This is a genomic window from Streptomyces bathyalis (genome assembly GCF_015910445.1).
Taxonomy (GTDB): domain Bacteria; phylum Actinomycetota; class Actinomycetes; order Streptomycetales; family Streptomycetaceae; genus Streptomyces; species Streptomyces bathyalis.
Genome location: NZ_CP048882.1, coordinates 1,117,994 through 1,141,999 on the forward strand (window position 1 = coordinate 1,117,994; position 24,006 = coordinate 1,141,999).

Here is a 24,006-nt window from a genome sequence, read left to right on the forward strand (position 1 = left end):
GTGCGGAGTCCAGGGGCGGCGCCCAGTCGGGAGTACCGGTTGGGAATCATGGCGCCGCCGCGTAGCGAGCGGCCAGTACGGCAACGGCCGCCGCGAGGGCCTGACGCAGCTCGGGCGGACCGAGCACCTCGGCGTCCGTACCGAGCCTGAGCAGGTCACCGACGGCGACGGCCTGCGCCTCGACGGGAATCTCCACGCACACCCAGCCCTCCGCGTCCGGCGGACCCGCGTTCTCGACGGCTCGCGAGCCCACCGCGCCGAACTGCATGGGCAGCAGCCGCTGTGCCCAGGGCGAGATCCGCAGCCGGGCCGTGCCCTTGTGCACTGCCGACTCCAGCCGCCGGGAGGACTCCTCCCAGTGGGCGGCCAGGTCGAATCCCGCCGGCCGTTCGAAGACCTCTTCCGCCGTGTCCAGAGCGAGGAACCGCGAGATCCGGTACGTGCGCACAGCACCGTCGGCACGGGCCACGAGGTACCAGATGCCGCCCTTGAGGACGATGCCCAGCGGGTGCAGTTCCCGGTGCACCTCGCCCTTCCACCGCCGGTAGTGCGCACGCAGCACCCTCTGTTCCCACACCGCCTGGGCGGCCGGTGCCAGATACGGAACGGGGTCGGCGTCCCGGAACCATGCCGGCGCGTCCAGATGGAAGCGGTCCTCCACGCGCCTCGCGCGTTCGGCCAGTTCGGCGGGGAGAGCGGCCTGCAGCTTCAGCCGGGCGGTCGCCAGTACCGCGCCAAGACCCAGGTCGCGCGCCGGGCCCGGCGCTCCGGGGAAGAAGAGGGAGCCGGCCTCCGCGTCCGTGAGCCCGGTCAGCCGCGTGCGGTACCCGTCCATCAGGCGGTAGCCGCCGGACGGCCCGCGGTCGGCGCAGACCGGGACGCCCGAGGCGCTGAGCGCCTCGACGTCGCGGTAGACCGTACGTACCGACACCTCCAGCTCCGCGGCGAGTTCGGGAGCGGTCATCCGCCCCCGGTTCTGGAGCAGCAGGAGCAGGGAGAGAAGCCGGTCGGCGCGCATGGAGCCATTGTCCTTCCGTACCTGACAGAAGGTGTCAGGTACGGCGACGAGGCTGATCGGACACTGCGGCGCGACCCGGCGCCGCCGACCGAGAGGAAACCCATGCCCGAGCGGACCACCGGCCGTTTCACCTTCGCCAATTGGGAGGAGAGTGCGGTCGGCACGAAGAGCGGAACGAACCCGAGACTCGCGCGTGCCTCCGTCACCAACACCTTCTCCGGCGGTGTCGAGGCCGCGGACACCACGTGCGAGTACGCCGTCGCCTACGTCTCGGAGACCGCCGGTACGTTCACCGGCATGGAACTGCTCGCGGGTCAACTCGACGGCCGGAAGGGCACCTTCGTCCTGGAGGAGCGCGGCTGGTTCGACGCGGACGGCACGGTGCACTGCACCTTCGAGGTGGTGGCCGGTTCAGGCACCGGAGACCTCAAGGGGCTGCGCGGAACGGGCAACTACACGGCCAGGCAAGGCGAAACGTCCTACCCGTACACCTTCGACTACGACCTGGACGGACCTGAGAGCCAGGCCTGACGCGGGGGTGAGGTGCGGACGCGGGCGGCGGCCGCCGCGAGTTCGCGACGGCCGCGCCCTGAGCCCTTTCGTCAGCCCCCCGCTGCCGCCTTCGGCGGGCTCACCCGCATCAGCGCCACATACAGCACCAGCGAACTCGTCACGCCGACCAACCAGCCGTAGTCCGCGAGCGGTTGGAGGAACGGGATCAGGCCGTCGGCCGGGAAGGGGCCCTTCCCCTTGGCGGAGTAGGAGCCGCCGACGGCCAGCAGCCCGCCCACCACGAACGCGGCGACCGCCCGCCAGTTCCAGCCGGAGGTGTACCAGTACGCGCCGCCCTCGCGGTAGAGCTCGGCCAGGTGCAGGCGGGTGCGGCGCACGATCCAGTAGTCGGCGATGAGGATGCCGGCGACGGTGCCGAGCAGGCCGCCGACCGTGCCGAGCCAGGTGTAGATGTACAGCTCGGGCGTCTCGGTCAGCTTCCACGGCATGATCACCACTCCGATGAGGCCCGTGATGAGCGCGCCCGTACGGAAGTTGATGAACCTCGGTGCGAGGTTCGCCAGGTCGTACGCGGGTGACACGACGTTCGCCGCGATGTTCACGGAGATCGTGGCGATGAGCACGGTCACCAGGGCGAAGAGCAGTCCGAAGACGTTGTCGGTCTTCCCGGCGAGCTCCACCGGGTCCCAGACCGAGGCCCCGTACAGAACCTGCGAGCCGGAGGTGACGAACACCGACATCAGGGCGAAGAGGGTCATCGTCGTGGGCAGGCCCAGGGACTGGCCCCACACCTGCGCCCGCTGGCCGGCGCCGAAGCGCGTGAAGTCGGGGATGTTGAGCGACAGGGTCGACCAGAAGGCGATCATGCCCATCAGCGCGGGGAAGAAGACCGGCCAGAACTCGGGGCCCCAGCCCAGCTTCGACGGCTCGTCCAGCAGCGGCCCGAAGCCCCCCGCCTTGACGGCTATCCACACCAGGAGCACCACCGCACCGACGATGACGAACGGCGCAGCCCAGTTCTCGAAGCGGCGGAGCGTCTCCATCCCCCGGTAGATGATGGCGAGTTCGAGCGCCCAGAACAGCAGGAAGCACAGCCACAGCGTCCAGGGCTCACCGCCGATCTTCGCCGCTTCGGTCCAGCCGCCGAAGATCTTGCCGAGCAGCACGAAGATGCCCTGTCCGCCGATCCACGTCTGGATGCCGAACCAGCAGCACGCCACCGCAGCGCGGATCATCGCGGGAAGGTTCGCTCCGCGCAGGCCGAAGGAGGCACGTGCGAAGACCGGGAAGGGAATGCCGTACTTGGGGCCCGCGTGACCGGTCAGCAGCATCGGCAGCAGCACGATGACATTGGCCAGGGCGATGGTGAAGACGGCCTGCTTCCAGTCCATGCCGAAGGCGATGAGACCCGAAGCGAGCATCCACGACGGGATGTTGTGGGCCATGCCGACCCACACGGCGACGAAGTTGTACGTGGTCCAGTGCCGCTTGGTCATCGGCACCGGATGCAGGTCGGCGTTGGCGAACCGGCTGCCTTCGGGTATCGCGCCCTCGGCGAGCTCCACCCGGCCGTCGGGATGCGTGAGTTCTTCGGTGCTGCCGTGACCGGGCACGTCCTGCGGGCCCGGTGCGGCGGTTGAAACGGTCCCGGTCATGGCACACACCTCTTCTGCTGGGTGCTGGGATGTTGTTCGGTTGTGGGTACGAGATCGTCGGTACGGGGCCGGGCGTTGCGGGTGAGCGGCATCCGCGCTGCCCGGCCGTCCGCTGCTCAGTTCTCCGCTGCTCAGCCGTTCAGAGCGGGGATGATGTCCCGTCCGTATGCGTCGATGACCGACTCCGTGGCGTCGTGCATGGCGTACACGGCGAACTGGTCGACTCCGAGATCCCGCAGGGTGCGCAGCTTCTCGATGTGTGCCTCGGCCGGGCCCAGCAGGCAGAAACGGTCGACGACCTCGTCGGGGACGAACTCGGTGTCGGGGTTCCCTGCGCGCCCGTGGTGCGTGTAGTCGTAGCCCTGACGTGCCTTGATGTAGCTGGTCAGCGCCGCGGGCACGAGGTCGGAGTCCTCTCCGTAGCGCGCCACGAGGTCGGCGACGTGGTTGCCGACCATGCCGCCGAACCAGCGGCACTGCTCCCGGGCGTGCTGGATGTCGTCACCGACGTACGCCGGTGCGGCCACGCAGACGGTGACGTCGTCCGGGTCGCGGCCGGCCTGTGCGGCCGCGACGCGCACCGCCTTCACCATCGACTCCGTCAGATAGGGGTCGGCGAGCTGGAGGATGAAGCCGTCCGCCTCGCGGCCCGCCATCGCCAATGCCTTCGGCCCGTACGCGGCCATCCATACGGGCAGCTTCCCGTCACGCACCCACGGCAGCTTGAGCGGCGTGCCGTCGACGACCGCCTCACGCCCCTCCGCGAGGTCGCGGATCGCGGACATCGCCTCGCTGACCCGCGCGAGGGTGTTGGGCTTGCGCCCGGCAACGCGCATCGCCGAGTCGCCCCTGCCGAGGCCGCACACGGTGCGGTTGCCGTACATCTCGTTCATGGTGGCGAAGGTCGAGGCCGTGACCTCCCACGAGCGGGTGCCGGGGTTGGTGACCATCGGCCCCACGATCAGCCGCTCGGTGTTCTCCAGCACGCGGCTGTGGATGACGAACGGCTCCTGCCACAGCACCGCCGAGTCGAAGGTCCACCCGTAGCGGAAGCCCTGCCGCTCGGCACGCCTCATGAGGCCGACCGTCCGGGAGCCGGGCGGGTCCGTCTGCAGTACGAGTCCGAAGTCCATGCCTGTCCTTTCCTTTCAACCGCTGGTTTCAGTCGAGGAGTTGGCACAGACCACGGGGTGTGTACTGCCCGTGCCCCGCGCGTCCTGTGTAGGTGCGCCTGTCGATGACCGTCTCGCCGCGTGAGAGCACCGTCTCGACCTGACCGGTGATCTGCTTGCCCTCGTACGCCGAGTAGTCGACGTTCATGTGGTGCGTGTCGACGGACAGCGTCTGCTGGGCCTGCGGGTCGTAGATGACGATGTCGGCGTCCGAACCGGGCTGCAGGGTCCCCTTCTTGGGGTACAGCCCGAACATGCGGGCCGGTGTGGCGCAGGCGAGCTCGATCCAGCGGCGCCGCGAGATGTGACCGTCGAGCACGGCCTGGTGCAGCAGGTCCATGCGGTGCTCGACGCCCGGCATCCCGTTGGGAATCTTGGAGAAGTCGCCGCGGCCGAGCTCCTTCTGGCCGACGAAGCAGAACGGGCAGTGGTCGGTGGAGACCACCTGGAGGTCGTTGGTACGCAGCCCCCGCCACAGCGCGGCCTGGTGCTCGCGCGGCCGCAGCGGCGTGGAGCAGACGTACTTGGCGCCGCCGAAGTCCGGCTCGGCGAGGTTGTCCGTGGAGAGGAACAGGTACTGCGGGCAGGTCTCCCCGAAGACCGGCAGGTTCTTGTCGCGTGCCGCGGCCAGCTCGGCAACGGCCTCCTCGGCGGAGACGTGCACGACGTACAGCGGTGAACCGGCCACCCGGGCGAGCTGGATGGCGCGGTGCGTGGCCTCCGCCTCCAGCAGCGCCTTCCGCACCTCGCCGTGGTGACGCGGGTCGGTGCGGCCCGCGGCCAGCGCCTGCTCGACGAGGACGTCGATGGCGATGCCGTTCTCCGCGTGCATCATGGTCAGGCCGCCGTTGGACGCCGTCCGCTGCATGGCGCGCAGGATCTGCCCGTCGTCGCTGTAGAAGACGCCCGGGTAGGCCATGAACATCTTGAAGGAGGTGATGCCCTCCTCCACCAGCATGTCCATCTCCTTCAGCGTCCCCTGATTCACGTCGGAGAGGATCATGTGGAACGCGTAGTCGATGGAGCACTGGGCGTCGGCCTTGGCGTGCCAGCGGTCCAGGCCCTCACGGAGCGCGTGGCCCTTCGTCTGGATCGCGAAGTCGACGATGGTCGTCGTACCGCCCCAGGCGGCCGCCCTGGTGCCGGTCTCGAAGTCGTCGGCGGAGAAGGTGCCGCCGAAGGGCATGTCCATGTGGGTGTGCGGGTCGACGCCGCCCGGGATGACGTACTTGCCGGTGGCGTCGATCGTGTGCTCGGCGTTCCAGCCCTCGGCAACGCTGCTTCCGGTGGCGGCGGTGGCGACGATCCGCCCGTCCTCGACGAGTACGTCCGCGTGCGTCTCGTCGGACGCGGTGATGACGAGTCCCCCGCGAACGACCGTACGTGAGTGCGTCATTGGGTTCTCTTCCCTCCCAGCTCGTTGTTGGCCGTACGCAAGGCGTGCTCGAGGATCTCGGCGCCCTCCTCCGCCTCGGCGACGGTGAGGCTCAGCGGTGGCGCGATGCGCAGCACGCTGCTCGTGGAGTGGCCGCCCCCCTTGCCGACGAGCAGGCCCCGCTCGCGCGCGGCCTCCAGCACCAGCGAGGCCGCCTTCGGGGACGGGGTGTCGGTGCCGGGCTCGACCAGTTCCACCCCGGCCATCAGGCCCCGGCCGCGCACCTCGCGTACGACGCCCAGGCCGGCGGACGCGGCACGCAGCCGCTCCATGAGCAGACCGCCGACGCGGCGGGCGTTGCCCTGAAGGTCGTGCTCCAGCAGGTAGTTGAGGTTGGCGTTGCCGGCGGCCATGGTGACGGGGCTGCCGCCGAAGGTGGAGATCGAGTTGGCCGGAAGGCAGTTCATGATGTCGGCCCGTGCGACGACTCCGCCGATGGACATGCCGTTGCCGATGCCCTTGGCGAAGGTGAGCATGTCGGGCGGGCCGGCCTGGGCGTGCGCCTGCCAGCCCCAGAAGTGCTCGCCGGTACGTCCCCAGCCGGTCTGCACCTCGTCGCTGATCCACAGGATGCCGCGCTCGTCGAGGACTTGGCGGAACGCGGCGAGCAGGCCGTCGGGCGGCGAGGTGAACCCGCCCACGCCCTGCACCGGTTCGGCGATCAGGGCGGAGACGTCACCGCCGGTCTGGCCGAGCATGTCCTCCAGGTCCGCGGTGCACGCCTCGATGAAATCCGCGTCGTCCAGGGCCGCGTAGGGGCCGCGGGTGCGGACGCCTCCGTGCACGTACAGCGTCTGCAGCGGCGAGAGGCTCGTGGGTGACCAGGCGCGGTTGCCCGTGATGCCGATCGCCGAGAAGGAACGGCCGTGGTAGCTGTTGCGCAGCGCCAGGATCTGGTTGGAGCGGCGGTAGGTCGTGGCCAGCAGCAGCGCCGTGTCGTTGGCCTCGGTGCCCGAGGTGGTGAAGAAGACGCGGGCGTCGGGGATTCCGGACAGGGCGGCGATGCGCTCGGCCAGCTCCACCATGGGCCGGTCAAGATACAGGCTGGACGTGTGCAGGATGCGCCCGGCCTGCTCACTGACGGCCTTGGTGACCTCCGGCAGCGCGTGGGCCGTCATCGTGGTGAGGATGCCGCCGAAGAAGTCGAGGTAGCGCTTGCCCTCGCCGTCCCAGACGTACCGTCCCTCACCGTGGGTGATCTCGATCGGCTCGTCGTAGTAGATCGCGAGCCAGTCGGGCAGCACGGCGCGGTGACGCTGCAGGAGCGCCGCCGCCGAGCCCGCTTCGTTCTGGGCGCTCATCAGGGCTGCACCAGCCCGTCGTAGGCGTCGGGACGGCGGTCACGGTAGAAGGCCCACTGCTGGCGCACCTCTTCGATCAGGCTGAAGTCGAGGTCGCGCACGATGAGTTCCTCTTCCTTGTCGCTCGCGACGTCGCCGACGAACTGGCCGCGCGGATCGACGAAGTAGCTCGTGCCGTAGAAGTCGTTGTCGCCGTACTCCTCCTGGCCGACGCGGTTGATGGCGGCGATGAAGTACTCGTTGGCGACGGCGGCGGCGGGCTGTTCCAGCTGCCACAGGTAGGAGGACAGGCCGCGGTGCGTGGCCGACGGGTTGTAGACGAGCTGCGCGCCCGCGAGGCCGAGGGCGCGCCAGCCCTCCGGGAAGTGGCGGTCGTAGCAGATGTAGACGCCGACCTTGCCCACGGCTGTATCGAAGACCGGCCAGCCGACGTTTCCCGGCTTGAAGTAGAACTTCTCCCAGAATCCCTTGACCTGGGGGATGTGGTGCTTGCGGTACTTGCCGAGGAAGGTGCCGTCGGCGTCGATGACGGCGGCGGTGTTGAAGTAGAAGCCCGACTGCTCCTTCTCGAAGACGGGGACGACGACGACCATCCCCGTCTCGCGTGCCAGCTCCTGCATCCGCCGCACGGTCGGGCCGTCCGGCACGGGCTCGGCCCATTTGTAGTGCTCGGGATCCTGCACCTGGCAGAAGTACGGGGCGTTGAAGACCTCTTGGAATCCGATGACCTTGGCGCCCTGCCGGGCCGCCTCGCGTGCGTGCTGCTCATGCTTCTCGATCATCGATTCGGTGTCGCCTGTCCAAGTCGCCTGCACGAGGGCGGCGCGCACAACATCGGGCATGAGCAGCTCCTTTGCCGGGAGGTCAAGGCCATTCGACACGCGTAGATCCACGTGAGAATGTGACCGTAGGTCGGGTCACGCACGGTGGCAAGGGCATCTGCGCCACGTCGCCCGAACGATCTGGCTTTCCACGGACGTGCCGACGGGCGGCCCGCAGCGGCGCGCACACTCGTCCACCAGGCAGAACCGCCGGCGGCGGTGGCGCACGCCGATCCCTGGCCGCGCCGTCAGGGGGCTCCCGGCACGCCGGGAACTCCCGCGGTCCGAAGGGCGTCGGCGACCCTGCGGCACTGCTCCTCGGACAGTGCGCGTGCGGCGTCCAGGACGAGGCCGACCAGCACCGCCGGGGCGGCGAGCGCCACCTGGGCGGCTTCCGCGGGCGTACGGGCACGGATCACGGCGGCCAGCAGCTCGGCGGCCTCGGCCTGGCGGCCCGCCCGGTCCAGGGCGAGTGCGGCCTCCGCGATCTGCTGCGGCGGCCGGTGCACGCCCTGACGCAGCATCCGCGCGCTGTCCCCGGCGCGGCCCAGGGAGGAGAGCGCGTCGGCTGCGGCGGCGAAGGCGTCCACGGGCAGGGCCGCTGCCTCCCACAGCAGGATCCCCGCGTCCGATGCCATGCCGCGCCTGTGCAACTCCTCGACCAGCGCGGCGAATCGGAGCGGCTCCCGGCTCGCGGCGTCGGACAGCAGCGCGTGCGCCTCACCCCCGCTTCCCTCCCGCCGCAGGCGGAGGAGCCGCTCGGCGGACTCCTCCGCGACTGCCCGCGCCTCGGCGACGTCCCCGGGTGCGGGTACGTCGGCGGCTGCGCGACGCCGCACCGCCCCGGCGAACCGTGCGCCGCGCGGGGCCGGTTCACCTGTCGCGGCGGCGCCCGCGTCCTCGGCCGTGCGGGGAGCGAGGTCGGGCGAGGGAGCGCCGGGAGGCACTATCGCGACGGGCCCGGAGGCGTCCGCTTCGTCTTCGGCGGGGGCACCGGCGAAACGCGAACCGCCCGTGCGCAGCCGCCTGTTGGGGCGCGCGGGGGCGTCCGGAGGGGCAGCCGGCTCGCTGTGCCCGGGGACGTGCGCCGGCTCGCCCCGCTCCTCCCCCGCGGGGTCGTCCCCCGCGGGGTCGTCCAGCGCGTCGTCCAGCGCGGCGTGCCGGGCGCGCAGTTCCGCGCGACGCGCCTCGGCACGTGCGAGATGGTCCCGCGCCCATGCCAGTTCCGCGCCGCCGTCCGGCTCCAGCGCCCGCACGCGCGCCGCCGCCTCGGCCAACTCCCCCTCCACGAGGGCGAGTCGGCTCCGGAGCGCGGGATCGCCGCCGGCCCGGACGTCGTACGCGGCGGTCGCGGCGGAGTGCAGCCGGCGCAGGCGCTCCTGCGCCCACGTTGCGGCGCCGGGCCCGTGCAGGTGGCCGAAGTCCTCGATCAGCGAGGCCACGACGTCCCACGGCGGGACCTCACGGGCCGACAGGCAGTCCCGCAGACCCTGTGGGTCGTGAGCGCCGAAGACCGCGTACCAGCCGGCATCAGGGTCCAACTGCCCGATCAGCGCGGCCAGTTCGGCAGCGAAGGTACGAACCGGCTCCAGAGTCTGCCGGGTGGTCGCGGAAGCGGGCACATCTGACATGCCCCGCATTGCACACCCGCCGTGTTACAGCGAGTGTGACGGGAATGCTACGGGCGGTTTTCGTCCCGCTCCCCGCGACCGTCCGGCCTTGCCGGCTTCTCCCGATGTCCCTACTTCGAGGGGCGCACCACCATGGCCGAGCCGCCGCCGCGGCGCTCCTTCTCCGCCGCGGCGAGCCACCGTCCGTCAGGCAGCGGCTGCACGGCCGTCGCCGCGCCCAGCTCCTCGATCTTGGTGAAGGCATGGCCGAGATCCTCGAGCTCGGGCCGCAGATCGCTGTTCCACAGCTTCGGCTCGATCTCGGTCTTCGCCGCGTTCCGCTGGCTGGCGCGGGGCGCGTTGATGGCCTTGTCCAGCGGCATGCCGCGGTCCACGTGGTTGATCATGCTCTGCAGCACCGTGGTGATGATCGTGGCGCCGCCGGGCGATCCGAGCGCGAAGGCGGGCTTGCCGTCGTCGAGCACGATCGTCGGCGACATGGACGAGCGCGGACGCTTGCCCGGACCGGGCAGGTTCGGGTCGTGCACGTCCGGGTCGGCGGGCGCGAACGAGAAGTCCGTCAGCTCGTTGTTGAGCAGGAAGCCCCGTCCGGGGACGGTGATGCCGCTGCCGCCGGTCTGCTCGATCGTCAGGGTGTAGGAGACGACGTTGCCCCACTTGTCGGCCGTCGTCAGGTGCGTGGTGCTGTCGCCCTCGTAGGTCGTCGGCGCGGCCTTGTCGCCGGAGCCGCAGTCCGCGGGATCGCGCGGATCACCCGGCGCCACGGGGCTCTTGAGCACCTTGTCGTCCTTGATGAGGCAGGCACGCGAGTCGGCGAAGCGCTGCGAGAGCAGTTCCTCGGTGGGCACGTCCTCCGCCGAAGGGTCGCCGACCCAGCGTCCGCGGTCGGCGAAGGCGACGCGGCTGGCCTCGATGTAGCGGTGCAGCAGCTTCTTCTCGCTGAGCTTGCTCAGGTCGCCGCGCTCCAGGATGTTCAGGGCCTCGCCGACGGTGGTGCCGCCGGAGGAGGAGGGAGCCATGCTGAAGACGTCCAGACCGCGGTACCGGGTGTGCGACGGCGCCTGCTTCCTGACCTCGTACGCCTTCAGGTCGTCGCGCGTCAGATCGCCCGTGCGCACCTTGTCCCCGCTGTCGGGGTCGACCGGGGGCTTGCGCACGGTCTTGACGATGTCGTCGGCGATCGCCCCGTCGTAGAGCTGCCCTGTGCCCTTGCGTGCTATCGCGTCGTACGTACGGGCCAGATCCGGGTTGCGCATCGTGCTGCCCGTCTCCGGCAGCTTGCCCCCGGGCATGAACAGGTCGACGGTGTCGGGGAACTTGCGGAAGCGCTCCTCGTTGTCGGCCGTCTGCTGGCGGAAGGTCTTGTCGACGGTGAAGCCGTCGCGCGCCAGCTTCCCGGCAGGGGCGAGGACCTTCCCCATCGACTTGGTGCCCCACTTGCCGAGGGCCTTCTCCCACGTGGCGGGCGTGCCGGGAGTGCCCACGCTGAGACCGCTGGTGACGGCCTCGTCGAACGGAATGGGCTTGCCGTCCTCCTGGAAGAGTTTCGCGTCGGCACTCTTCGGTGCTGTCTCCCGGCCGTCGAGAGTACGGATCTTCCCGTCCGCCGCGTTGTAGGAGACGAAGTACCCGCCTCCGCCGAGTCCCGCCGAGTAGGGCTCGGTGACGCCGAGCGCGGCGGCCGTGGCGACGGCGGCGTCGACGGCGTTGCCGCCCTGCTTGAGCACCTTGATTCCCGCGGCGGACGCATCGGCGTCCACGCTGGAGACGGCGCCTCCGTAGCCGACCGCTACGGGCTTCTTGGCCGGCTCGTGCCCGCCGTCCTGACCACTTCCGGTGAGGGCGGGCGCGGCTGCCGCGCCCACCGTGGCGACGGCCGCGGTGGCGGTGATCACGGCGAAGAGTCTGACGGAACGGCGGTTGGTCATGCGCCGCATTGGAGCCTCCTGACGGGACGGGTCAGCGAAGACTAGCCCGCCGCCGAAGACGCGTCAGCACCGGTGCTGCGCCGATCCCGCCGACTCCCCTGCACCCTGTTCGCCTGCGCATGTACGCTGCCGCACCATGACGGTGAACCTGCCTGCTCTCGTGCTGGGTGTCGTCGCGGTGGCGCTCGCCGTCGCGCTGGGCTGGTTCGCGCGCAATTATCTGGCGCAGCGCGGATTGAGCCGCAAGCAGCGGTTCTTCGGACTGCCGCACCACTCCGAGTGCCTGATGGTCGTCAACCGGGACGCGGCCACCGCCGAGTGGTCGGTCGCCCGCAACGACGTCTTCGCGCTGCTGGAGCTGTCCGCCGTCGTCAAGGAGTGCGGAGCGAACGCGGACGTCATATCCCACGACATGGCGCAGCAGGGCTTCGGGGAACGCACCGAGTTCTGCATCGGCGGGCCCGTCTCGAACCGGCGCATGGCGGCCCATCTGCAGTCCCTGCTGCCGGGCGTCCACATCGACACCGAGACCGGCAGCAGCCCGGACCGGGGCGCGTTCACCATCGGCGGCGAGCGTCATCTGCTGGAGCCGGGCGTGCGCGAGCACGTGCTGCTCGCCCGCCTCACCGCCGGGCAGAGCGACGCCGCCCGCCCCGTGTTCCTCCTGTGCGGACAGCGTTCCGTCACCAACCAGGCCGCCGCTCGGTATCTGGCCCGGAACCAGGACCAGCTGACGCGCAAGTACGGGGCCAACGGGAACTTCTGCGTGCTGCTGAGGGTCGTCAACTCCCAGGCGTACGGGGCGGACGTGGTCGAGCTCGTCGCCGACGTCACCCGCGCCGCGACCGCGCCGCCGGTCTCCGCCGCCGCCGATCCGGACTCAGGCGGACGTCGCGGCAGCCACCGGGCGAAGAGCTGAAGCACCGGGAGCGCCAGGACCACCCACGGCCCGCACGCCCCCGCACCTCGATTCGGGAAAGTGCGGCGTCCCCCGGCTCGCGATCGGGCTCACACCTCGGAGAACTCCGCATACAGCTGCGACAGCTCCGGAGTGCCGGTCTCCGCCCACGAGGCCCCTTCCTCCAGGACGTCCAGCTCCCGGCCCGAACCGAGCCGCACCACCGGCTGACCGTCCTGCCGCAGCCGCCACTCGGCGCCGGCGACCGTGCGTACGAGGACCGTTCCCAGGTACAGGCCCGCGTCGCTGCCGAGCCACGGTGTGATCTCCGGGTCCTCGCGCCAGCGCGGCAGGAGCTGGTCAAGGGCCGCCAACGACTCGGCCGTGTCGTCGAGTTCGACTCCCGCGTCCCCCGCGTGGTGCCGCAGCAGTTCGCATTCCGAGAGAAGCTGCGCGGCGCCCTCCGGGTCGCTGGACACCGCGTCCGCGATCGAGGCGTTCTGCGCGTCGCCGTGCCGCTTACGCCAGTTGTCCAGGAAGGGGATGTTCATGCGGTTCAGAGTGTCATCCCCACATGGGCGAGCACCACAGGCACGCTGTGCATCGACAGGCGTGCGGAAAAAACGGTGGGTGTCCCGACTGGACACCTTGACGCCGCTTTGCCGTCTCTCTACCTTCACCGGGCCTCGGTCGAATCGGGGCGCGCGGAAAGGGTGTTGGTGCCGGACGAAGAGAGAGGACCGTCGGCGTGCGCAGACGTCTGTGGAGTGTTCCCCTCGTGATCCTGCTGACCCTCGCGGGTGCCCCCGCGGTAGCGGTCGCGGAAGACCGCACGACAACGACCGACGAAGAGCCGCTCCCTCTGGAGCGGCTCTTCGACAACCGGGCGGTGAGCGACGACGCACGTCCGGGTGAGGCCGACTTCGACGGGGCGGGCAACTCCCTCTCCGCGCAAGACCTCAAGGCCGCCGGCTGGGAGCCCGGCCGCCTGCTCGGGCTCGACTCCGCAGCACTGCGCTGGCCCCACACGCAGCCGGGACGGCCCGACAACGTACGCGCCGACGGGCAGCAGGTCCGGGTCAGCGGATCCGGAAACGCGGTGTCGTTACTGGTCGCTGGCACCTCCCGCAGCGGCGGCCCCGGCGCGGGCGTCACCGGCACGGGCACCATCCGCTACTGGGACGGCTCCTCGTCCACGTACACGCTGAACGCTCCCGACTGGCGCGGCGGTCCCCTCGCGACGAAGGCCGTCGCCCTGCCGCACATCAACACCCGCTCCGGCACGCCCCTGACGGAGAAGGCCAAGCTGTACGCGGTGACCGTTCCGGTCCGCGAGGGCCGCTCCGTCCGGTCGGTGACCCTTCCGCGCGACGCGGGTCCGGAAAGCGATCTGCACGTCTTCGCCGCGTCGGTACGGCGGCAGGAACCGGCATGGACGGGGAGCTGGACCACGAGCACCGCCGGCTACACCACCGTCGGCCCCTGGACGGATCAGACGCTCCGTCTCGTCGTGCACACCTCCGCCGGCGGCTCGCGCACGCGGATCCGGCTGGCGAACACCTTCGCCTCGGCGCCGGTCGAGATCGGGCGGGCCTCCGTCGTCGTGCAGAGCGAGGGCGCCACCGGCAGGGGGCGGCCGGTGAAGCTGCAATTCGGCGGCCGTGACGGTGTGGTGATGCCCGCGGGGGCGCACGCGGTGAGCGATCCGGTCGGCTTCCAGGTGCCCGCGGACAGCAATCTGCTGGTGAGCATCCATCTGCCGGGTCCTGTGGCGGCCGCGCCGGTGCACAGCGCGACCAGCCAGCGCAGCTACGTCAGCGCCAGTGGCAGCGGTGACCGCACGGGAGACCAGGAAGGGGCCGCCTTCACGGGCTCGTTGGAGGTGTGGCCCTTCCTGACGGGCGTCGACGTGCGGGGCGGCCCCGGATCCGTCGTCGCGTTCGGTGACTCCATCACCGACGGGGTGCGCTCCACGACGGACACCAACCGGCGCTGGCCGGACGTGCTGGCGCGGCGGCTGCGCGCGCAGCAGGAGGTGCCGAAGTACGGAGTGCTCAACCAGGGGATCTCCGCCAACCGCGTCGTCTCCGACCGCTACCCCGGCGACGGAGTCAGCGACGACACCGGCGGCGTCAGCGCCCTGCACCGGCTGGAGCGTGACGTGCTGGCGCACACGAACGCACACACCGTCGTCGTCTTCGAAGGCATCAACGACGTGCGGTGGGGCGCCTCGGCGGAGGAGGTCATCGCGGGCCTGAAGGAGGTCGCCCGCCGCGCGCACGAGCGCGGACTGCGCGTCGTCGGGGCCACGCTGACGCCCTGTGAGGGCTACAAGGACTGCTTCCCGGAGGTCGAGGCCAAGCGCAGCGCCGTCAACGCCTTCGTCCGCGACAACAAGGGAACCTTCGACGCGGTGCTCGACTTCGACGCGGTCGTACGGGACCCGGCGCGCCCGCAGCGGATGCTGCCCGCGTACGACAGCGGGGACCATCTGCACCCGGGCGACGCGGGATACAAGGCGATGGGCGAGTCGGTGGAGCTGAAGAAGCTCGTGCCCTAGGCACTGGCCGGGAAGGGGCGTCACGCGGAACCGCCCGCGGGCGCCCCTTCTCCCGTCCGGTCAGATGTCCAGGTCGACGACGACGGGGGCGTGGTCGGAGGCTCCCTTGCCCTTGCGTGCCTCCCGGTCGACGTAGGAGTCCTTCACGGCGGCCGCGAAGGGGGCGTTGCCGTAGACGAGGTCGATGCGCATGCCCCGGTTCTTGGGAAAGCACAGCTGCCGGTAGTCCCAGTACGTGTACGGGTGGTCGTACTTGAGGGCGCGGGGCATCACGTCGGACAGGCCCTCCTGGCGCAGCGCCTTCAGCGCGGCCCGCTCCGGCTCGGTGACGTGCGTGGAGCCCTCGAAGACGGACCGGTCGTAGACGTCCTCGTCGGTGGGGGCGATGTTGTAGTCGCCGAGTATCGCGAAGGGGAGGTCGCCGGACACCTCGTGCCGGGCGGTCCGGCGGAGCGCCTCCAGCCACTGCAGCTTGTAGTCGTAGTGCGGGTGGCCGACCTCGCGCCCGTTGGGCACGTAGACCGACCACACGCGCACACCGCCGCACGTCGCCGCGGCGGCGCGTGACTCCTGGCCGCCGTCGTACGCCGGGCCCTCGGGCAGGCCGATGACGGTGTCGGCCAGGCCGACGCGGGAGAGCACCGCGACCCCGTTCCACCGGCCGTCGCCGTTGACCAGCGACTCGTAACCCAGCGCCTTGACCTCGGCGGAGGGGAAGGCCTCGGCGGAGCACTTCAGCTCCTGGAGGCAGATCACATCGGGGCCGGAGGACTCCAGCCACTCCAGCAGCCGCGGCAGACGAGCACCGACGGAATTGACGTTCCAGGTCGCGATACGCATGCCGTGAAATCTACCGCGCGACACCGACACTCTCGCCGGGGGCCAGTCGGCCGTGCTCCACGCCTCCCAGGTCGCCGATCAGCCGGTCGTAGACGGGCCGTGCCTGGTCCGCGAGGAGTCCGTCGTGCACGTCGAAGGCGCGGCGCGGCGCCACTTCGCGCAGATAGTCGATGACCTCGGAGACCTTGCTCCACGGCGCGTGCACCGGCAGCAGCAGGGTGTCCACCGGGCGGCCCGGCACGGTCAGGGCGTCGCCGGGGTGGAAGAGGGAACCGTCCACGACGTAGCCGCAGTTGGCGATCCGCGGAATGTCGGGGTGGATGACGGCGTGCAGCTGCCCGTGGACCTCGACCCCGAAGCCGGCGGCGTCGACGGTGTCGCCCTCCCCGACCGTGTGCACGCGGCCGGGAAAGGTGGTGGAGATCCTCTCCGACACGCTGCGCGGCGCCCAGATCTCCGCGGCCGGGTTGGCCTCCATGGCGGCGCGCAGCCTGCCCTCGTCGAAGTGGTCCGGGTGCTCGTGGGTGACCAGCACCGCATCGGCTCCGACGGCGGCGTCGCCCTCGCTGAAGCCTCCGGGATCGATGACGAGCGTGCGTCCGTCCTTCTCGACCCGTACGCAGGCGTGGCCCTTCTTGATCAGCTCCATGGGGGCCATTGTGCCTGCTGTGCGCGGAGGTTCCGCCGACGTGCGGACCTCCCCGCGACGCGTGCTCTACTCGTCGGGCGTGGTCTCCTCCCGGATCACGCCCTGGGCGACGGCGAACGCGGAGTTCGCTGCCGGGACGCCCGTGTAGACGGCGGTCTGGAGGAGGACTTCCTTGATCTCCTCCGGGGTGAGTCCGTTGCGCAGGGCCGCCCGGATGTGGAAGGTCAGCTCGTCGAAGTGGCCCCGGGCGACGAGCGCGGTGAGGGTGATCACGCTGCGCGTCCGTCGGTCGATGCCCGGCCGGGTCCACACCTCGCCCCAGGCATAGCGCGTGACGAAGTCCTGGAAGTCCTGGGTGAAGTCGTCCGCGTTCTCCTGCGCCCGGTCCACGTGCGCGTCTCCGAGGACCTCGCGCCGGACCTTCATCCCGGCGTCGTAGCTGTCGCCGCGGGCGGCGACCAGATCCGCGGACTCCAGCTCCGCGACGGCCCCGGTGGGCCTGACCGGTGCGGGAGTGATCACGGGGGCGGGGGCGGGCGGGCCCGCGGGCGACTCCTGCCAGCTGGTGGTGAAGTGCCTGATGATCAACTCGGTGACGGCGCCCGGCTGTTCGACGGGCGTCAGGTGCGACGCTCCGGGCACTATCGCCAGTCTCGCGTCCGGGATACCGGCGACGAGGGCGCGGGCGTCGGCGGGCGGTGTCGCCTCGTCCTCGGCACCCGCGACGACCAGCGTCGGAACGCCGATGCTGCCAAGGTCGCTGCGTACGTCGAAGGCGGCGAGCACCTCGCAGGCCGCGATGTAGCAGCCGGGGTCGGTCGTGCGGACCATCTGCACGGCCCACTCCACGATGGCGGGCTGCGCCTCGATGAACGTTTCGGTGAACCACCGCTCCGGCGTGGAGCGGGCGATGGGGTCGAGCCCGTTGGTGCGGACGACGACGCCGCGCTGCCTCCAGGCGTCGGCGGTGCCGAAGCGGGAGGAGGTGGAGATCAGGGCGAGCGAGGAGAGCCTCTCGCGGGCCAGCAGCCCGAGCTGGATGCCGACGGCACCGCCTATGGAGCACCCGGCGAAGCCGAAGCGCTGGATGCCGAGGGAGTCGAGCGTGGCCAGAACGCGCTCGGCGAGCGACGTCGCCGAGTCCGCGGGGTGGGCGGGGGCTCCGCCGTGACCGGGCAGGTCGAAACGGAGAACGCGCCAGTTGCGGGTCAGTTCCGGTATCTGCCGGTCCCACATGTGCCATGTCGTTCCGAGGGCCGGACCGAGCACGAGCACGGGGGCGTCGTCGGGGCCGTCCAGGCGGTGTTGCAACATCCGGTCACTCTGCTTCTCGCTCACGCGGCCACGCTACCCAGCAATCCGTGGGGCGCGACCACGGGGGCATTGCTCCGTACATCAGAACTTCACGGTGGACACGACATATACACGCGGCATGCTCTCGTACGTGCGGTCGACGGTGATCGCCACGTCCGGACGGCTGCCGTCCTGCCGGAACGTGGTGCCAGCGTAGTCGTGTCCCTGCTTCTTCAGATCCCAGCCGATCCTCTCGGCATACCTGTCGCCGATGGTGACGTGTCCGGACCTCAGTGCGGAAGAGCTGGTACCGACGTCTTCGAGAAAATCGTCGAGCTTCTTCTCCGGGAGCCGGAACTGCACGTAGAGCGTGCTGGTCTGCCAGGAGTTCGCCTCGTAGAAGGCGTAGTGGCTGGAACTCGACGGCAGGGGCACGTCGTAGACGTTGCGCTGCACCTTGCTCGGCCAGCCGTAGGTGAGGTTGGTCGCAGCCGCGATGCGCTCCTTCTGCTCACCGCTGTCGCGGCTCGTGAACGCCGACTTGACCAGGTATCCCGCCGGTACCGCGATCAGCAGTACCACTATCAGCAGGGTGAGGAGCCGGTGGCGCGGGCGGTGCGGCGGCCGCTGCGACGGGCGCACGTTCTGGGGCGCGGTGGTCGTCACTGGCCCACCGCCCGGCGCAGATTGTCGGCGGCGCGTTCATAGCGCTCGTATCTCTCGAGTCGGCGCCGGTTGGCGCGCCTGAATCGGCGGGCCACGAGACGCGCGAGGTCGGCGGCTCCGACCATGCCCGCTTCGGGTCCGAGCTGTGCCTTGGCGATGGTGGCCTCCGGCCGGTATCCGCGACCCGTCAGATGGCGCTTGAACGCCTCACGTGCCGGGTCGATGAGCAGTTCGTCGGCGGCGCTGACACCGCCGCCGATAACGAAGCCGCCGGGGTCGAGGGCCGCGGCGAGGTTCGCGATGCCGACGCCGAGCCAGTGCCCGATGTCCTGGAGCAGCTCGGTGCACATGGCGTCGCCGTCACGGGCAAGCTCGGTGATGAGCGGACCGGTGATCTCCGAGACGTGACCGCCGACGCGCTCGATGATCCCGTACGCGACGGGAGACTCGGCGACGGCCAGCTCGCGGGCCTCGCGCACCAGGGCGTTCCCCGAGCTGTACTGCTCCCAGCAGCCGCGGTTGCCGCAGGGGCAGCGGTGCCCGCCCGGCACGACCTGCATGTGCCCGAACTCGCCCGCCACTCCGTACTTTCCGCGCTTGACGCGGCCGTTCTCCAGGATGGCGCCGCCGATGCCCGTACCGAGGGTGATCATCACGAGGTGGTCCTCGCCCCGTCCGGCGCCGAAGCGCCACTCGCCCCACGCGGCGGTGTTGGCGTCGTTGTCGACCATGACGGGGACGGCGAGACGTGCGGTGAGGGCGTCCTTGAGGGGTTCGTCCCGCCAGGCCAGGTGCGGTGCGAACAGGACGCGGGAGCGGTCGGCGTCCACCCAGCCGGCGGCGCCGATGCCCACGGCGTGCACGTCGTGGCGGTCGGAGAGGTCCAGGACGAGCTCGGCGATGGTGTCCTCGACGACCCTGGGGCTCTTGGACTTCTCGGGAGTCTCGGCCCGCACCTGCTCCAGGATCTGGCCGTCGGCGTCGACGACGCCCGCCATCACCTTCGTGCCGCCGATGTCGATGCCGACCGTGGGGACCCGGGGCGCGGACAGCGGCGAGCGCCGCTCGCGGGTGCTGACCGTACGCAGGACGCTGGCGCTCGGCGCGGACCGGCGGTAGAGACGGTCCCGGTCCGCGCGCTCTCGGTACATGCTCACTGCGCGGCCTTTCCTCTGTGCGCGGCTGCTGGCTCTGGGCCACGGGTCGGTCGGTCAGTGGGCCGGGCGGGACGGTGAGCCCGTACCCCGGCCCACAGGCCGATTCTGCCTTACCGCGCGAGGTCGCGAAGCCACGCGCCTCTGACCAGGGAGGACGCGAAGGGCCTGAGGCCTCCGACGCGTGCCGGTGTCCCGGCCGCCGACGGTGCCCCCGCCGCCGCGCTCGCTTCAGATGCGCGCACTCACTTCAGATGCTGCGGGACCGGCGCGCGCTCCAGCTCGTGGCTGAGCTGTTCCAGCTCGCTGCCGCCGGACATCTGCCGTGTCAGCTCCTCCAGCTGCAGACCGTCCTTGTGGTGGCTGCCGGCCATCGCACCCCGCTTGAGCAGTACGAAGCGGTCCCCCACCAGATAGGCGTGGTGGGGATTGTGCGTGATCAGCACCACGCCCAGGCCGGCGTCGCGAGCCGCGGCGACGTACTTCAGCACGACGCCGGACTGCTTCACGCCCAGGGCCGCCGTCGGCTCGTCCAGCACCAGGACCTTCGCGCCGAAGTACACGGCGCGCGCGATCGCCACGCACTGCCGCTCGCCGCCGGACAGGGTGCCGATGGGCTGGTCGACGTCGCGCAGGTCGATGCCCATCCGCAGCAGTTCGCTGTGGGTGGTGCGCCGCATGTGCTCCACGTCGAGCCGGGCGAAGGGGCCCCGGCCCTTGGTCGGTTCCGAGCCGAGGAAGAAGTTGCGCCAGACCGGCATCAGCGGGACGACGGCGAGATCCTGGTAGACGGTCGCGATGCCGCGGTCCAGAGCCTCGCGGGGTGAGGAGAGCCGGGTCTCCTGACCGTTGACGCGGAAGGTGCCCGCGTCGTGCTGGTGCAGCCCCGCGACGATCTTGATGAGCGTCGACTTGCCGGCCCCGTTGTCTCCGAGCACGCAGGTGATCTCGCCCGCGTGGACCTGCAGGGAGACCTCCTCCAGCGCGCGGATGTTGCCGTAGAACTTGCTGACTCCCTCCAGTTCCACGAGCGGGGTCGTCACCGCGTCCCGGGGTGCGCTGTCGCCGTCCATGTCCGTCCCGGCGTCCTTCCCCGTGTCCGTGCCCTTGTCCGTGGTCATCGGCTCGCCTCCGCACGCTTGCGTATCCACGCGTTCAGCAGGACGGCGACGAGCAGCATCGCCCCGAGGAAGAACTTGAACCAGTCGGGCTCCCACTGCGCGTACACGATGCCCTTGCTCGTCATGCCGAAGATGAACGCGCCCACGGCGGCACCGACCGCCGAGCCGTAGCCGCCGGTCAGCAGGCAGCCGCCGATGACGGCCGCGGCGATGTAGATCAGCTCGTTGCCGACGCCCTCGCCGGACTGGACCACGTCGTAGTTGAACAGCAGATGCTGGCCGGATATCCAGGCGCCCAGCGCCACCCCGAGATACAGACCGATCTTGGTGCGGGCGACGGGAACGCCCACGGCGCGTGCGGTGTGCTCGCCGCCGCCGACCGCGAAGATCCAGTTCCCGGCCTTCGTACGCAGCAGCAGCCACGTCGCCAGGGCCACCAGAGCCAGCCACCACACGACGGTGACCTGGATGTCGGCGGACCCGATGGTCAGCTCGGACGCGAAGAGCGCCTTGGCCGAGGCGAAGCCCTCCATGTCGGAGATCGTCTTGGTGGAGACGGTGCCGCTGATCAGTTTGGTCAGGCCGAGGTTGAGCCCCGTCAGCATCAGGAACGTGCCGAGCGTGATGATGAAGCTCGGCAGCTTCGTGCGGACGAGCATGTAGCCGTTGAACAGGCCGATGCCGAGCGTGACCAGCAGCGAGACACCGACGCCGACCCAGACGTTGGCCGTCATCTGGTAGCTGAACATCGAGGAGACCAGCGAGGAGCTGGTGACCATCACGCCGGTCGACAGGTCGAACTCGCCGCCGATCATCAGCAGCGCCACCGGTACCGCCATGATCCCCAGGGTGGAGGAGGCGTAGAGCACGGTGGAGAGGCTGGAGGCGCGCAGGAAGCTGTCGGCGACCACCGAGAAGACGACGAAGACGGCGATCGCACCGACGACGGCGCCGAGTTCGGGCCGCCCCAGCATCCGCTGGAGCAGCGGCCGGTGGACCAGGCGCTCGTCGCTCTTCCCGGCCTGCGCGGAGTCTCCCGGGCTCTTGTCCGGCTGTGCCTCCGTGGCCGTGCCGCCTCCGGCCGCCTCGGGGGCGTCGGGTGGTGTGGGTGTGGATGCAGCCGTCATCGCGTTCCCCGCTTCGTGTACTTCTGCAAGGTGGATGCGTCCTTCTTCGTGAGGATCTGCGGGCCGGTCAGCACGGGCTCGCCGCCGCCCAGCATGTTGGCGTTGTAGCGCTCCAGCCAGAGCAGGTCGACCGCCTCGTAGCCCTGCAGGTACGGCTGCTGGTCCACGGCGAATCCGATCGACCCGTCCTTGAGTTCCCTGGCCGCCTGGTCGTTGAGGTCGAAGGTGACGGTCTCCGCCTTGCTGCCCGCGCCCTCGGCGGCCTTGACCGCGGTGGGAGCGAAGGGCGCGCCGAGCGTCACGACGGTGTCGATCTCGCGGTCCGACTGGAGTTCCGCCTCCAGGGAGGACTCGACGGCGGGCATGTTCGTACCGTCGGCGTGCAGGTTGCGCACCTTGCCGTCGAAGGTCTTGCGCACCCCGCGGCAGCGTTCCTCGTGGCCGACGTTGCCCTGCTCGTGCAGGAGGCACACGGCCTTCTTGCGGCCGCGCTCGTTCAGCTCCCGCCCGACGGCCTCACCCGCGAGGACCTCGTCCTGGCCGATGTGTGCGAGCGCGCCGTACTCCTCGGACTTGTCCTGACCGGAGTTGACGGTGACGACGGGGATGCCGGCCTTGACGGCCTTCTTGATCGCCCCCTTCATCGCGTCCGGCTTCGCGAGGGAGACGATCAGGCCGTCCACGTCGTTGTCGACGGCGGCCTTCACGAGCTGCGCCTGGCGGCCCGCCTCCTTGTCGTGCGAGTAGTGGAACTCGATGTTGTCCTTGGCGGCAGCCTGCTTGGCACCGCTCTGGACGATGTCCCAGAAGGTGTCACCCTCGCCGGAGTGGCTCACCATGGCGATCTTCCAGCGGGGAGTACCGACCGCGGCGTCCCCCGAGACCGCCGCGTTGCGCTCCTCCTCCGCCCGCTTTCCGCCGGTGCTGCTGCACCCCGCGAGTCCGACGGACGCGAGCCCGACGGACACGAGGACGGCCGCTGCCGTCGCGGTGCGGGTCGCGCGCGCTGTCGCGCGGTTCCGGCGGAACCTTCCCAGCCTGAACACGTACTGCTGACCTCTCGGTACGGGTGTTTCTGTTCGTCGCGGCGCCCGCGGAGGCACCCCGTACCGGCGCGGACGTCCGCGCCAGTATCGGGGGCCTGCCCGCGGGGGAAGTTCACCGGGTTCCGCGCTTGGTGTACTTCTCCAGCCGCGGCACGTCCTTGTCCGTGACGACCTGCGGGCCGGTCAGGACGGGCTTGCCTCCGCCGAGCTCGTTGGCGTTGTAGGCGTGCAGCCACAGCGCGTCGACGGCCTCGTAGCCCTGGAGATAGGGCTGCTGGTCCACGGCGAAGCCGAAGCTCTTGTCCTTCAGACCCTTCACGACCTGCGCGTTGAGGTCGAAGGTGTCGATCTCCGCCTTGCTGCCCGCCTTCTCCTTGGCCTTCGCCGAGGTGGCGGCGAACGGGGCGCCGAGCGTGAGAACGGTGTCGATGTCGTCGTCCGACTGGAGCTTGGCCTCGACGGAGGACTGCACGTCCGGCATGTTCGTGCCGTCCACGTTGAGCGTGCTCATCTCCCCGTCGAAGGTCTTCTTCGCACCGTCGCAGCGCTCCTCGAGCGAGACGTTGCCCTGCTCGTGGATGACGCAGATCGCCTTCTTGCGGTCGCGCTTGTTCAGTTCGTCGCCGACGGCCTCACCCGCGATCGCCTCGTCCTGGCCGATGTGCGAGAGGGCACCGAGCTCGGAGGAGAACTGACCGCCGGAGTTGATGGTGATGACCGGGATCCCGGCCTTGACCGCCTTCTTCACCACGCCCTTCATCGCGTCGGGCTTGGCGAGCGTGACGATCAGCCCGTCCACCTTCTTGTCGATGGCCGACTTCACGAGCTGCGCCTGGCGGCCCGCCTCCTCGTCGTGCGAGTAGTCGAACTGGACGTTGTCCTTGCGGGCCGCGTCCTTCGCGCCGCTCTGCACGATGTCCCAGAAGGTGTCACCGTCCCCGGAGTGGGAGACCATCGCGATCGTCATACGCGGGGTGTTGACGCCCTTGCCGCCGCCCGCGCCGTTGCTCTGCTCCTCGCCACTCTTGCCGCCGGAGCTGCTGCAGCCGGCCGCGAGGAGGGCCGCGCTCGTCAGGACTGCCGCCACCGTTGTCGCTCTACGTGCTCTACGCCGAAGGACCATGAGCGGAGTTCTAGCCGTGCCCGGAGCGGGCCGTCAATACTTTGTCCGAACATTC

21 protein-coding genes are annotated in these 24,006 nt (G+C 70.4%); 3 read left to right on the plus strand and 18 right to left on the minus strand.

Annotated features, from left to right (window positions below):
- Positions 1 to 46: 46 nt before the first annotated feature.
- The gene (locus tag G4Z16_RS04925; RefSeq protein ID WP_197349370.1) at positions 47 to 1,018 is read right to left on the minus strand and encodes a helix-turn-helix transcriptional regulator; all 972 of its coding nucleotides are present in this window, start codon (positions 1,016 to 1,018) and stop codon (positions 47 to 49) included.
- A 102-nt stretch (positions 1,019 to 1,120) separates the two neighbouring features.
- On the opposite strand from G4Z16_RS04925, the gene G4Z16_RS04930 reads away from it, so the two are divergent.
- Positions 1,121 to 1,549, plus strand: a complete 429-nt coding sequence (locus G4Z16_RS04930; RefSeq protein WP_197349371.1) for a DUF3224 domain-containing protein — start codon at positions 1,121 to 1,123, stop codon at positions 1,547 to 1,549.
- A 71-nt stretch (positions 1,550 to 1,620) separates the two neighbouring features.
- Here G4Z16_RS04930 and G4Z16_RS04935 read toward each other — a convergent pair whose 3' ends face one another.
- The 7 genes from G4Z16_RS04935 to ggt all read right to left on the minus strand — a co-directional run bounded on the left by G4Z16_RS04935 (position 1,621) and on the right by ggt (position 11,474).
- The gene (locus tag G4Z16_RS04935) at positions 1,621 to 3,186 is read right to left on the minus strand and encodes an NCS1 family nucleobase:cation symporter-1 (RefSeq protein WP_197349372.1); all 1,566 of its coding nucleotides are present in this window, start codon (positions 3,184 to 3,186) and stop codon (positions 1,621 to 1,623) included.
- Between the two features lie 131 nt (positions 3,187 to 3,317).
- Positions 3,318 to 4,319, minus strand: a complete 1,002-nt coding sequence (locus G4Z16_RS04940) for a TIGR03842 family LLM class F420-dependent oxidoreductase (RefSeq protein WP_197349373.1) — start codon at positions 4,317 to 4,319, stop codon at positions 3,318 to 3,320.
- Positions 4,320 to 4,347: 28 nt separating this feature from the next.
- The gene (hydA, locus tag G4Z16_RS04945) at positions 4,348 to 5,754 is read right to left on the minus strand and encodes a dihydropyrimidinase (RefSeq protein ID WP_197349374.1); all 1,407 of its coding nucleotides are present in this window, start codon (positions 5,752 to 5,754) and stop codon (positions 4,348 to 4,350) included.
- A complete protein-coding gene (locus G4Z16_RS04950; protein WP_197349375.1) occupies positions 5,751 to 7,094 on the minus strand; it encodes an aspartate aminotransferase family protein in 1,344 nt (447 codons plus the stop codon). The genes hydA and G4Z16_RS04950 overlap by 4 nt, the downstream gene beginning before the upstream one ends.
- Positions 7,094 to 7,936 carry a nitrilase-related carbon-nitrogen hydrolase gene (locus G4Z16_RS04955; protein WP_197349376.1) on the minus strand — a complete coding sequence of 281 codons (843 nt, stop codon included), beginning with the start codon at positions 7,934 to 7,936 and terminating at the stop codon, positions 7,094 to 7,096. Before G4Z16_RS04955 ends, G4Z16_RS04950 begins: the two co-directional genes overlap by 1 nt.
- A 227-nt stretch (positions 7,937 to 8,163) precedes the next feature.
- Positions 8,164 to 9,546: a hypothetical protein gene (locus G4Z16_RS04960; protein ID WP_246530684.1), complete on the minus strand. Its 1,383-nt coding sequence runs from the start codon at positions 9,544 to 9,546 to the stop codon at positions 8,164 to 8,166.
- A gap of 110 nt (positions 9,547 to 9,656) precedes the next feature.
- A complete protein-coding gene (gene ggt, locus G4Z16_RS04965; RefSeq protein ID WP_197349377.1) occupies positions 9,657 to 11,474 on the minus strand; it encodes a gamma-glutamyltransferase in 1,818 nt (605 codons plus the stop codon).
- A 136-nt stretch (positions 11,475 to 11,610) separates the two neighbouring features.
- Here ggt and G4Z16_RS04970 point away from each other — a divergent pair, with 136 nt between their 5' ends.
- Entirely contained in the window at positions 11,611 to 12,393 is a 783-nt protein-coding gene (locus G4Z16_RS04970; protein WP_197349378.1) for a hypothetical protein, read from the plus strand.
- An 89-nt stretch (positions 12,394 to 12,482) separates the two neighbouring features.
- On the opposite strand, the gene G4Z16_RS04975 is transcribed toward G4Z16_RS04970, so the two are convergent.
- Positions 12,483 to 12,923: a DUF6278 family protein gene (locus tag G4Z16_RS04975; RefSeq protein WP_197349379.1), complete on the minus strand. Its 441-nt coding sequence runs from the start codon at positions 12,921 to 12,923 to the stop codon at positions 12,483 to 12,485.
- 197 nt (positions 12,924 to 13,120) lie between these two features.
- On the opposite strand from G4Z16_RS04975, the gene G4Z16_RS04980 reads away from it, so the two are divergent.
- Positions 13,121 to 14,932 (plus strand): SGNH/GDSL hydrolase family protein, encoded by a 1,812-nt coding sequence (locus tag G4Z16_RS04980; RefSeq protein ID WP_197349380.1) that lies wholly within the window; start codon positions 13,121 to 13,123, stop codon positions 14,930 to 14,932.
- A 60-nt stretch (positions 14,933 to 14,992) separates the two neighbouring features.
- On the opposite strand, the gene G4Z16_RS04985 is transcribed toward G4Z16_RS04980, so the two are convergent.
- The 9 genes from G4Z16_RS04985 to G4Z16_RS05025 form a co-directional block, all read right to left on the minus strand.
- Complete coding sequence (locus G4Z16_RS04985) at positions 14,993 to 15,772, minus strand: exodeoxyribonuclease III (protein ID WP_197349381.1); 780 nt, start codon at positions 15,770 to 15,772, stop codon at positions 14,993 to 14,995.
- A gap of 10 nt (positions 15,773 to 15,782) precedes the next feature.
- The gene (locus tag G4Z16_RS04990; RefSeq protein ID WP_197349382.1) at positions 15,783 to 16,421 is read right to left on the minus strand and encodes an MBL fold metallo-hydrolase; all 639 of its coding nucleotides are present in this window, start codon (positions 16,419 to 16,421) and stop codon (positions 15,783 to 15,785) included.
- 66 nt (positions 16,422 to 16,487) lie between these two features.
- Positions 16,488 to 17,735, minus strand: a complete 1,248-nt coding sequence (pcaDC, locus tag G4Z16_RS04995) for a bifunctional 3-oxoadipate enol-lactonase/4-carboxymuconolactone decarboxylase PcaDC (RefSeq protein WP_197354166.1) — start codon at positions 17,733 to 17,735, stop codon at positions 16,488 to 16,490.
- 81 nt (positions 17,736 to 17,816) lie between these two features.
- Positions 17,817 to 18,380: a hypothetical protein gene (locus tag G4Z16_RS05000; RefSeq protein ID WP_246530685.1), complete on the minus strand. Its 564-nt coding sequence runs from the start codon at positions 18,378 to 18,380 to the stop codon at positions 17,817 to 17,819.
- Positions 18,377 to 19,531: an ROK family glucokinase gene (locus G4Z16_RS05005; RefSeq protein WP_197354168.1), complete on the minus strand. Its 1,155-nt coding sequence runs from the start codon at positions 19,529 to 19,531 to the stop codon at positions 18,377 to 18,379. The genes G4Z16_RS05000 and G4Z16_RS05005 overlap by 4 nt, the downstream gene beginning before the upstream one ends.
- A 248-nt stretch (positions 19,532 to 19,779) precedes the next feature.
- A complete protein-coding gene (locus tag G4Z16_RS05010; RefSeq protein ID WP_246531214.1) occupies positions 19,780 to 20,607 on the minus strand; it encodes an ATP-binding cassette domain-containing protein in 828 nt (275 codons plus the stop codon).
- Positions 20,608 to 20,651: 44 nt separating this feature from the next.
- On the minus strand, positions 20,652 to 21,629 hold the full coding sequence (locus tag G4Z16_RS05015) for an ABC transporter permease (RefSeq protein WP_246531215.1): 978 nt from the start codon (positions 21,627 to 21,629) through the stop codon (positions 20,652 to 20,654).
- A gap of 149 nt (positions 21,630 to 21,778) precedes the next feature.
- Positions 21,779 to 22,750 (minus strand): sugar ABC transporter substrate-binding protein, encoded by a 972-nt coding sequence (locus tag G4Z16_RS05020; RefSeq protein WP_246531216.1) that lies wholly within the window; start codon positions 22,748 to 22,750, stop codon positions 21,779 to 21,781.
- A gap of 190 nt (positions 22,751 to 22,940) precedes the next feature.
- Positions 22,941 to 23,951, minus strand: coding sequence for a sugar ABC transporter substrate-binding protein (locus tag G4Z16_RS05025; RefSeq protein WP_197349385.1), 1,011 nt, complete (start codon positions 23,949 to 23,951; stop codon positions 22,941 to 22,943).
- Positions 23,952 to 24,006: the final 55 nt, after the last annotated feature.

What these genes read in the sequence shown, in the direction of transcription:
- G4Z16_RS04955 (WP_197349376.1), bottom strand. Translation starts at nt 7,936, where the DNA reads ATGCCCGATGTTGTGCGCGCCGCCCTCGTGCAGGCGACTTGGACAGGC.
- G4Z16_RS04960 (WP_246530684.1), bottom strand. Translation starts at nt 9,546, where the DNA reads ATGTCAGATGTGCCCGCTTCCGCGACCACCCGGCAGACTCTGGAGCCG.
- ggt (WP_197349377.1), bottom strand. Translation starts at nt 11,474, where the DNA reads ATGACCAACCGCCGTTCCGTCAGACTCTTCGCCGTGATCACCGCCACC.
- G4Z16_RS05005 (WP_197354168.1), bottom strand. Translation starts at nt 19,531, where the DNA reads ATGTACCGAGAGCGCGCGGACCGGGACCGTCTCTACCGCCGGTCCGCG.
- G4Z16_RS04985 (WP_197349381.1), bottom strand. Translation starts at nt 15,772, where the DNA reads ATGCGTATCGCGACCTGGAACGTCAATTCCGTCGGTGCTCGTCTGCCG.
- hydA (WP_197349374.1), bottom strand. Translation starts at nt 5,754, where the DNA reads ATGACGCACTCACGTACGGTCGTTCGCGGGGGACTCGTCATCACCGCG.
- G4Z16_RS04950 (WP_197349375.1), bottom strand. Translation starts at nt 7,094, where the DNA reads ATGAGCGCCCAGAACGAAGCGGGCTCGGCGGCGGCGCTCCTGCAGCGT.
- G4Z16_RS04970 (WP_197349378.1), top strand. Translation starts at nt 11,611, where the DNA reads ATGACGGTGAACCTGCCTGCTCTCGTGCTGGGTGTCGTCGCGGTGGCG.
- G4Z16_RS04990 (WP_197349382.1), bottom strand. Translation starts at nt 16,421, where the DNA reads ATGGAGCTGATCAAGAAGGGCCACGCCTGCGTACGGGTCGAGAAGGAC.
- G4Z16_RS04930 (WP_197349371.1), top strand. Translation starts at nt 1,121, where the DNA reads ATGCCCGAGCGGACCACCGGCCGTTTCACCTTCGCCAATTGGGAGGAG.
- pcaDC (WP_197354166.1), bottom strand. Translation starts at nt 17,735, where the DNA reads ATGTTGCAACACCGCCTGGACGGCCCCGACGACGCCCCCGTGCTCGTG.
- G4Z16_RS04975 (WP_197349379.1), bottom strand. Translation starts at nt 12,923, where the DNA reads ATGAACATCCCCTTCCTGGACAACTGGCGTAAGCGGCACGGCGACGCG.
- G4Z16_RS04925 (WP_197349370.1), bottom strand. Translation starts at nt 1,018, where the DNA reads ATGCGCGCCGACCGGCTTCTCTCCCTGCTCCTGCTGCTCCAGAACCGG.
- G4Z16_RS04935 (WP_197349372.1), bottom strand. Translation starts at nt 3,186, where the DNA reads ATGACCGGGACCGTTTCAACCGCCGCACCGGGCCCGCAGGACGTGCCC.
- G4Z16_RS05025 (WP_197349385.1), bottom strand. Translation starts at nt 23,951, where the DNA reads ATGGTCCTTCGGCGTAGAGCACGTAGAGCGACAACGGTGGCGGCAGTC.
- G4Z16_RS05010 (WP_246531214.1), bottom strand. Translation starts at nt 20,607, where the DNA reads ATGGACGGCGACAGCGCACCCCGGGACGCGGTGACGACCCCGCTCGTG.
- G4Z16_RS05015 (WP_246531215.1), bottom strand. Translation starts at nt 21,629, where the DNA reads ATGCTGGGGCGGCCCGAACTCGGCGCCGTCGTCGGTGCGATCGCCGTC.
- G4Z16_RS04940 (WP_197349373.1), bottom strand. Translation starts at nt 4,319, where the DNA reads ATGGACTTCGGACTCGTACTGCAGACGGACCCGCCCGGCTCCCGGACG.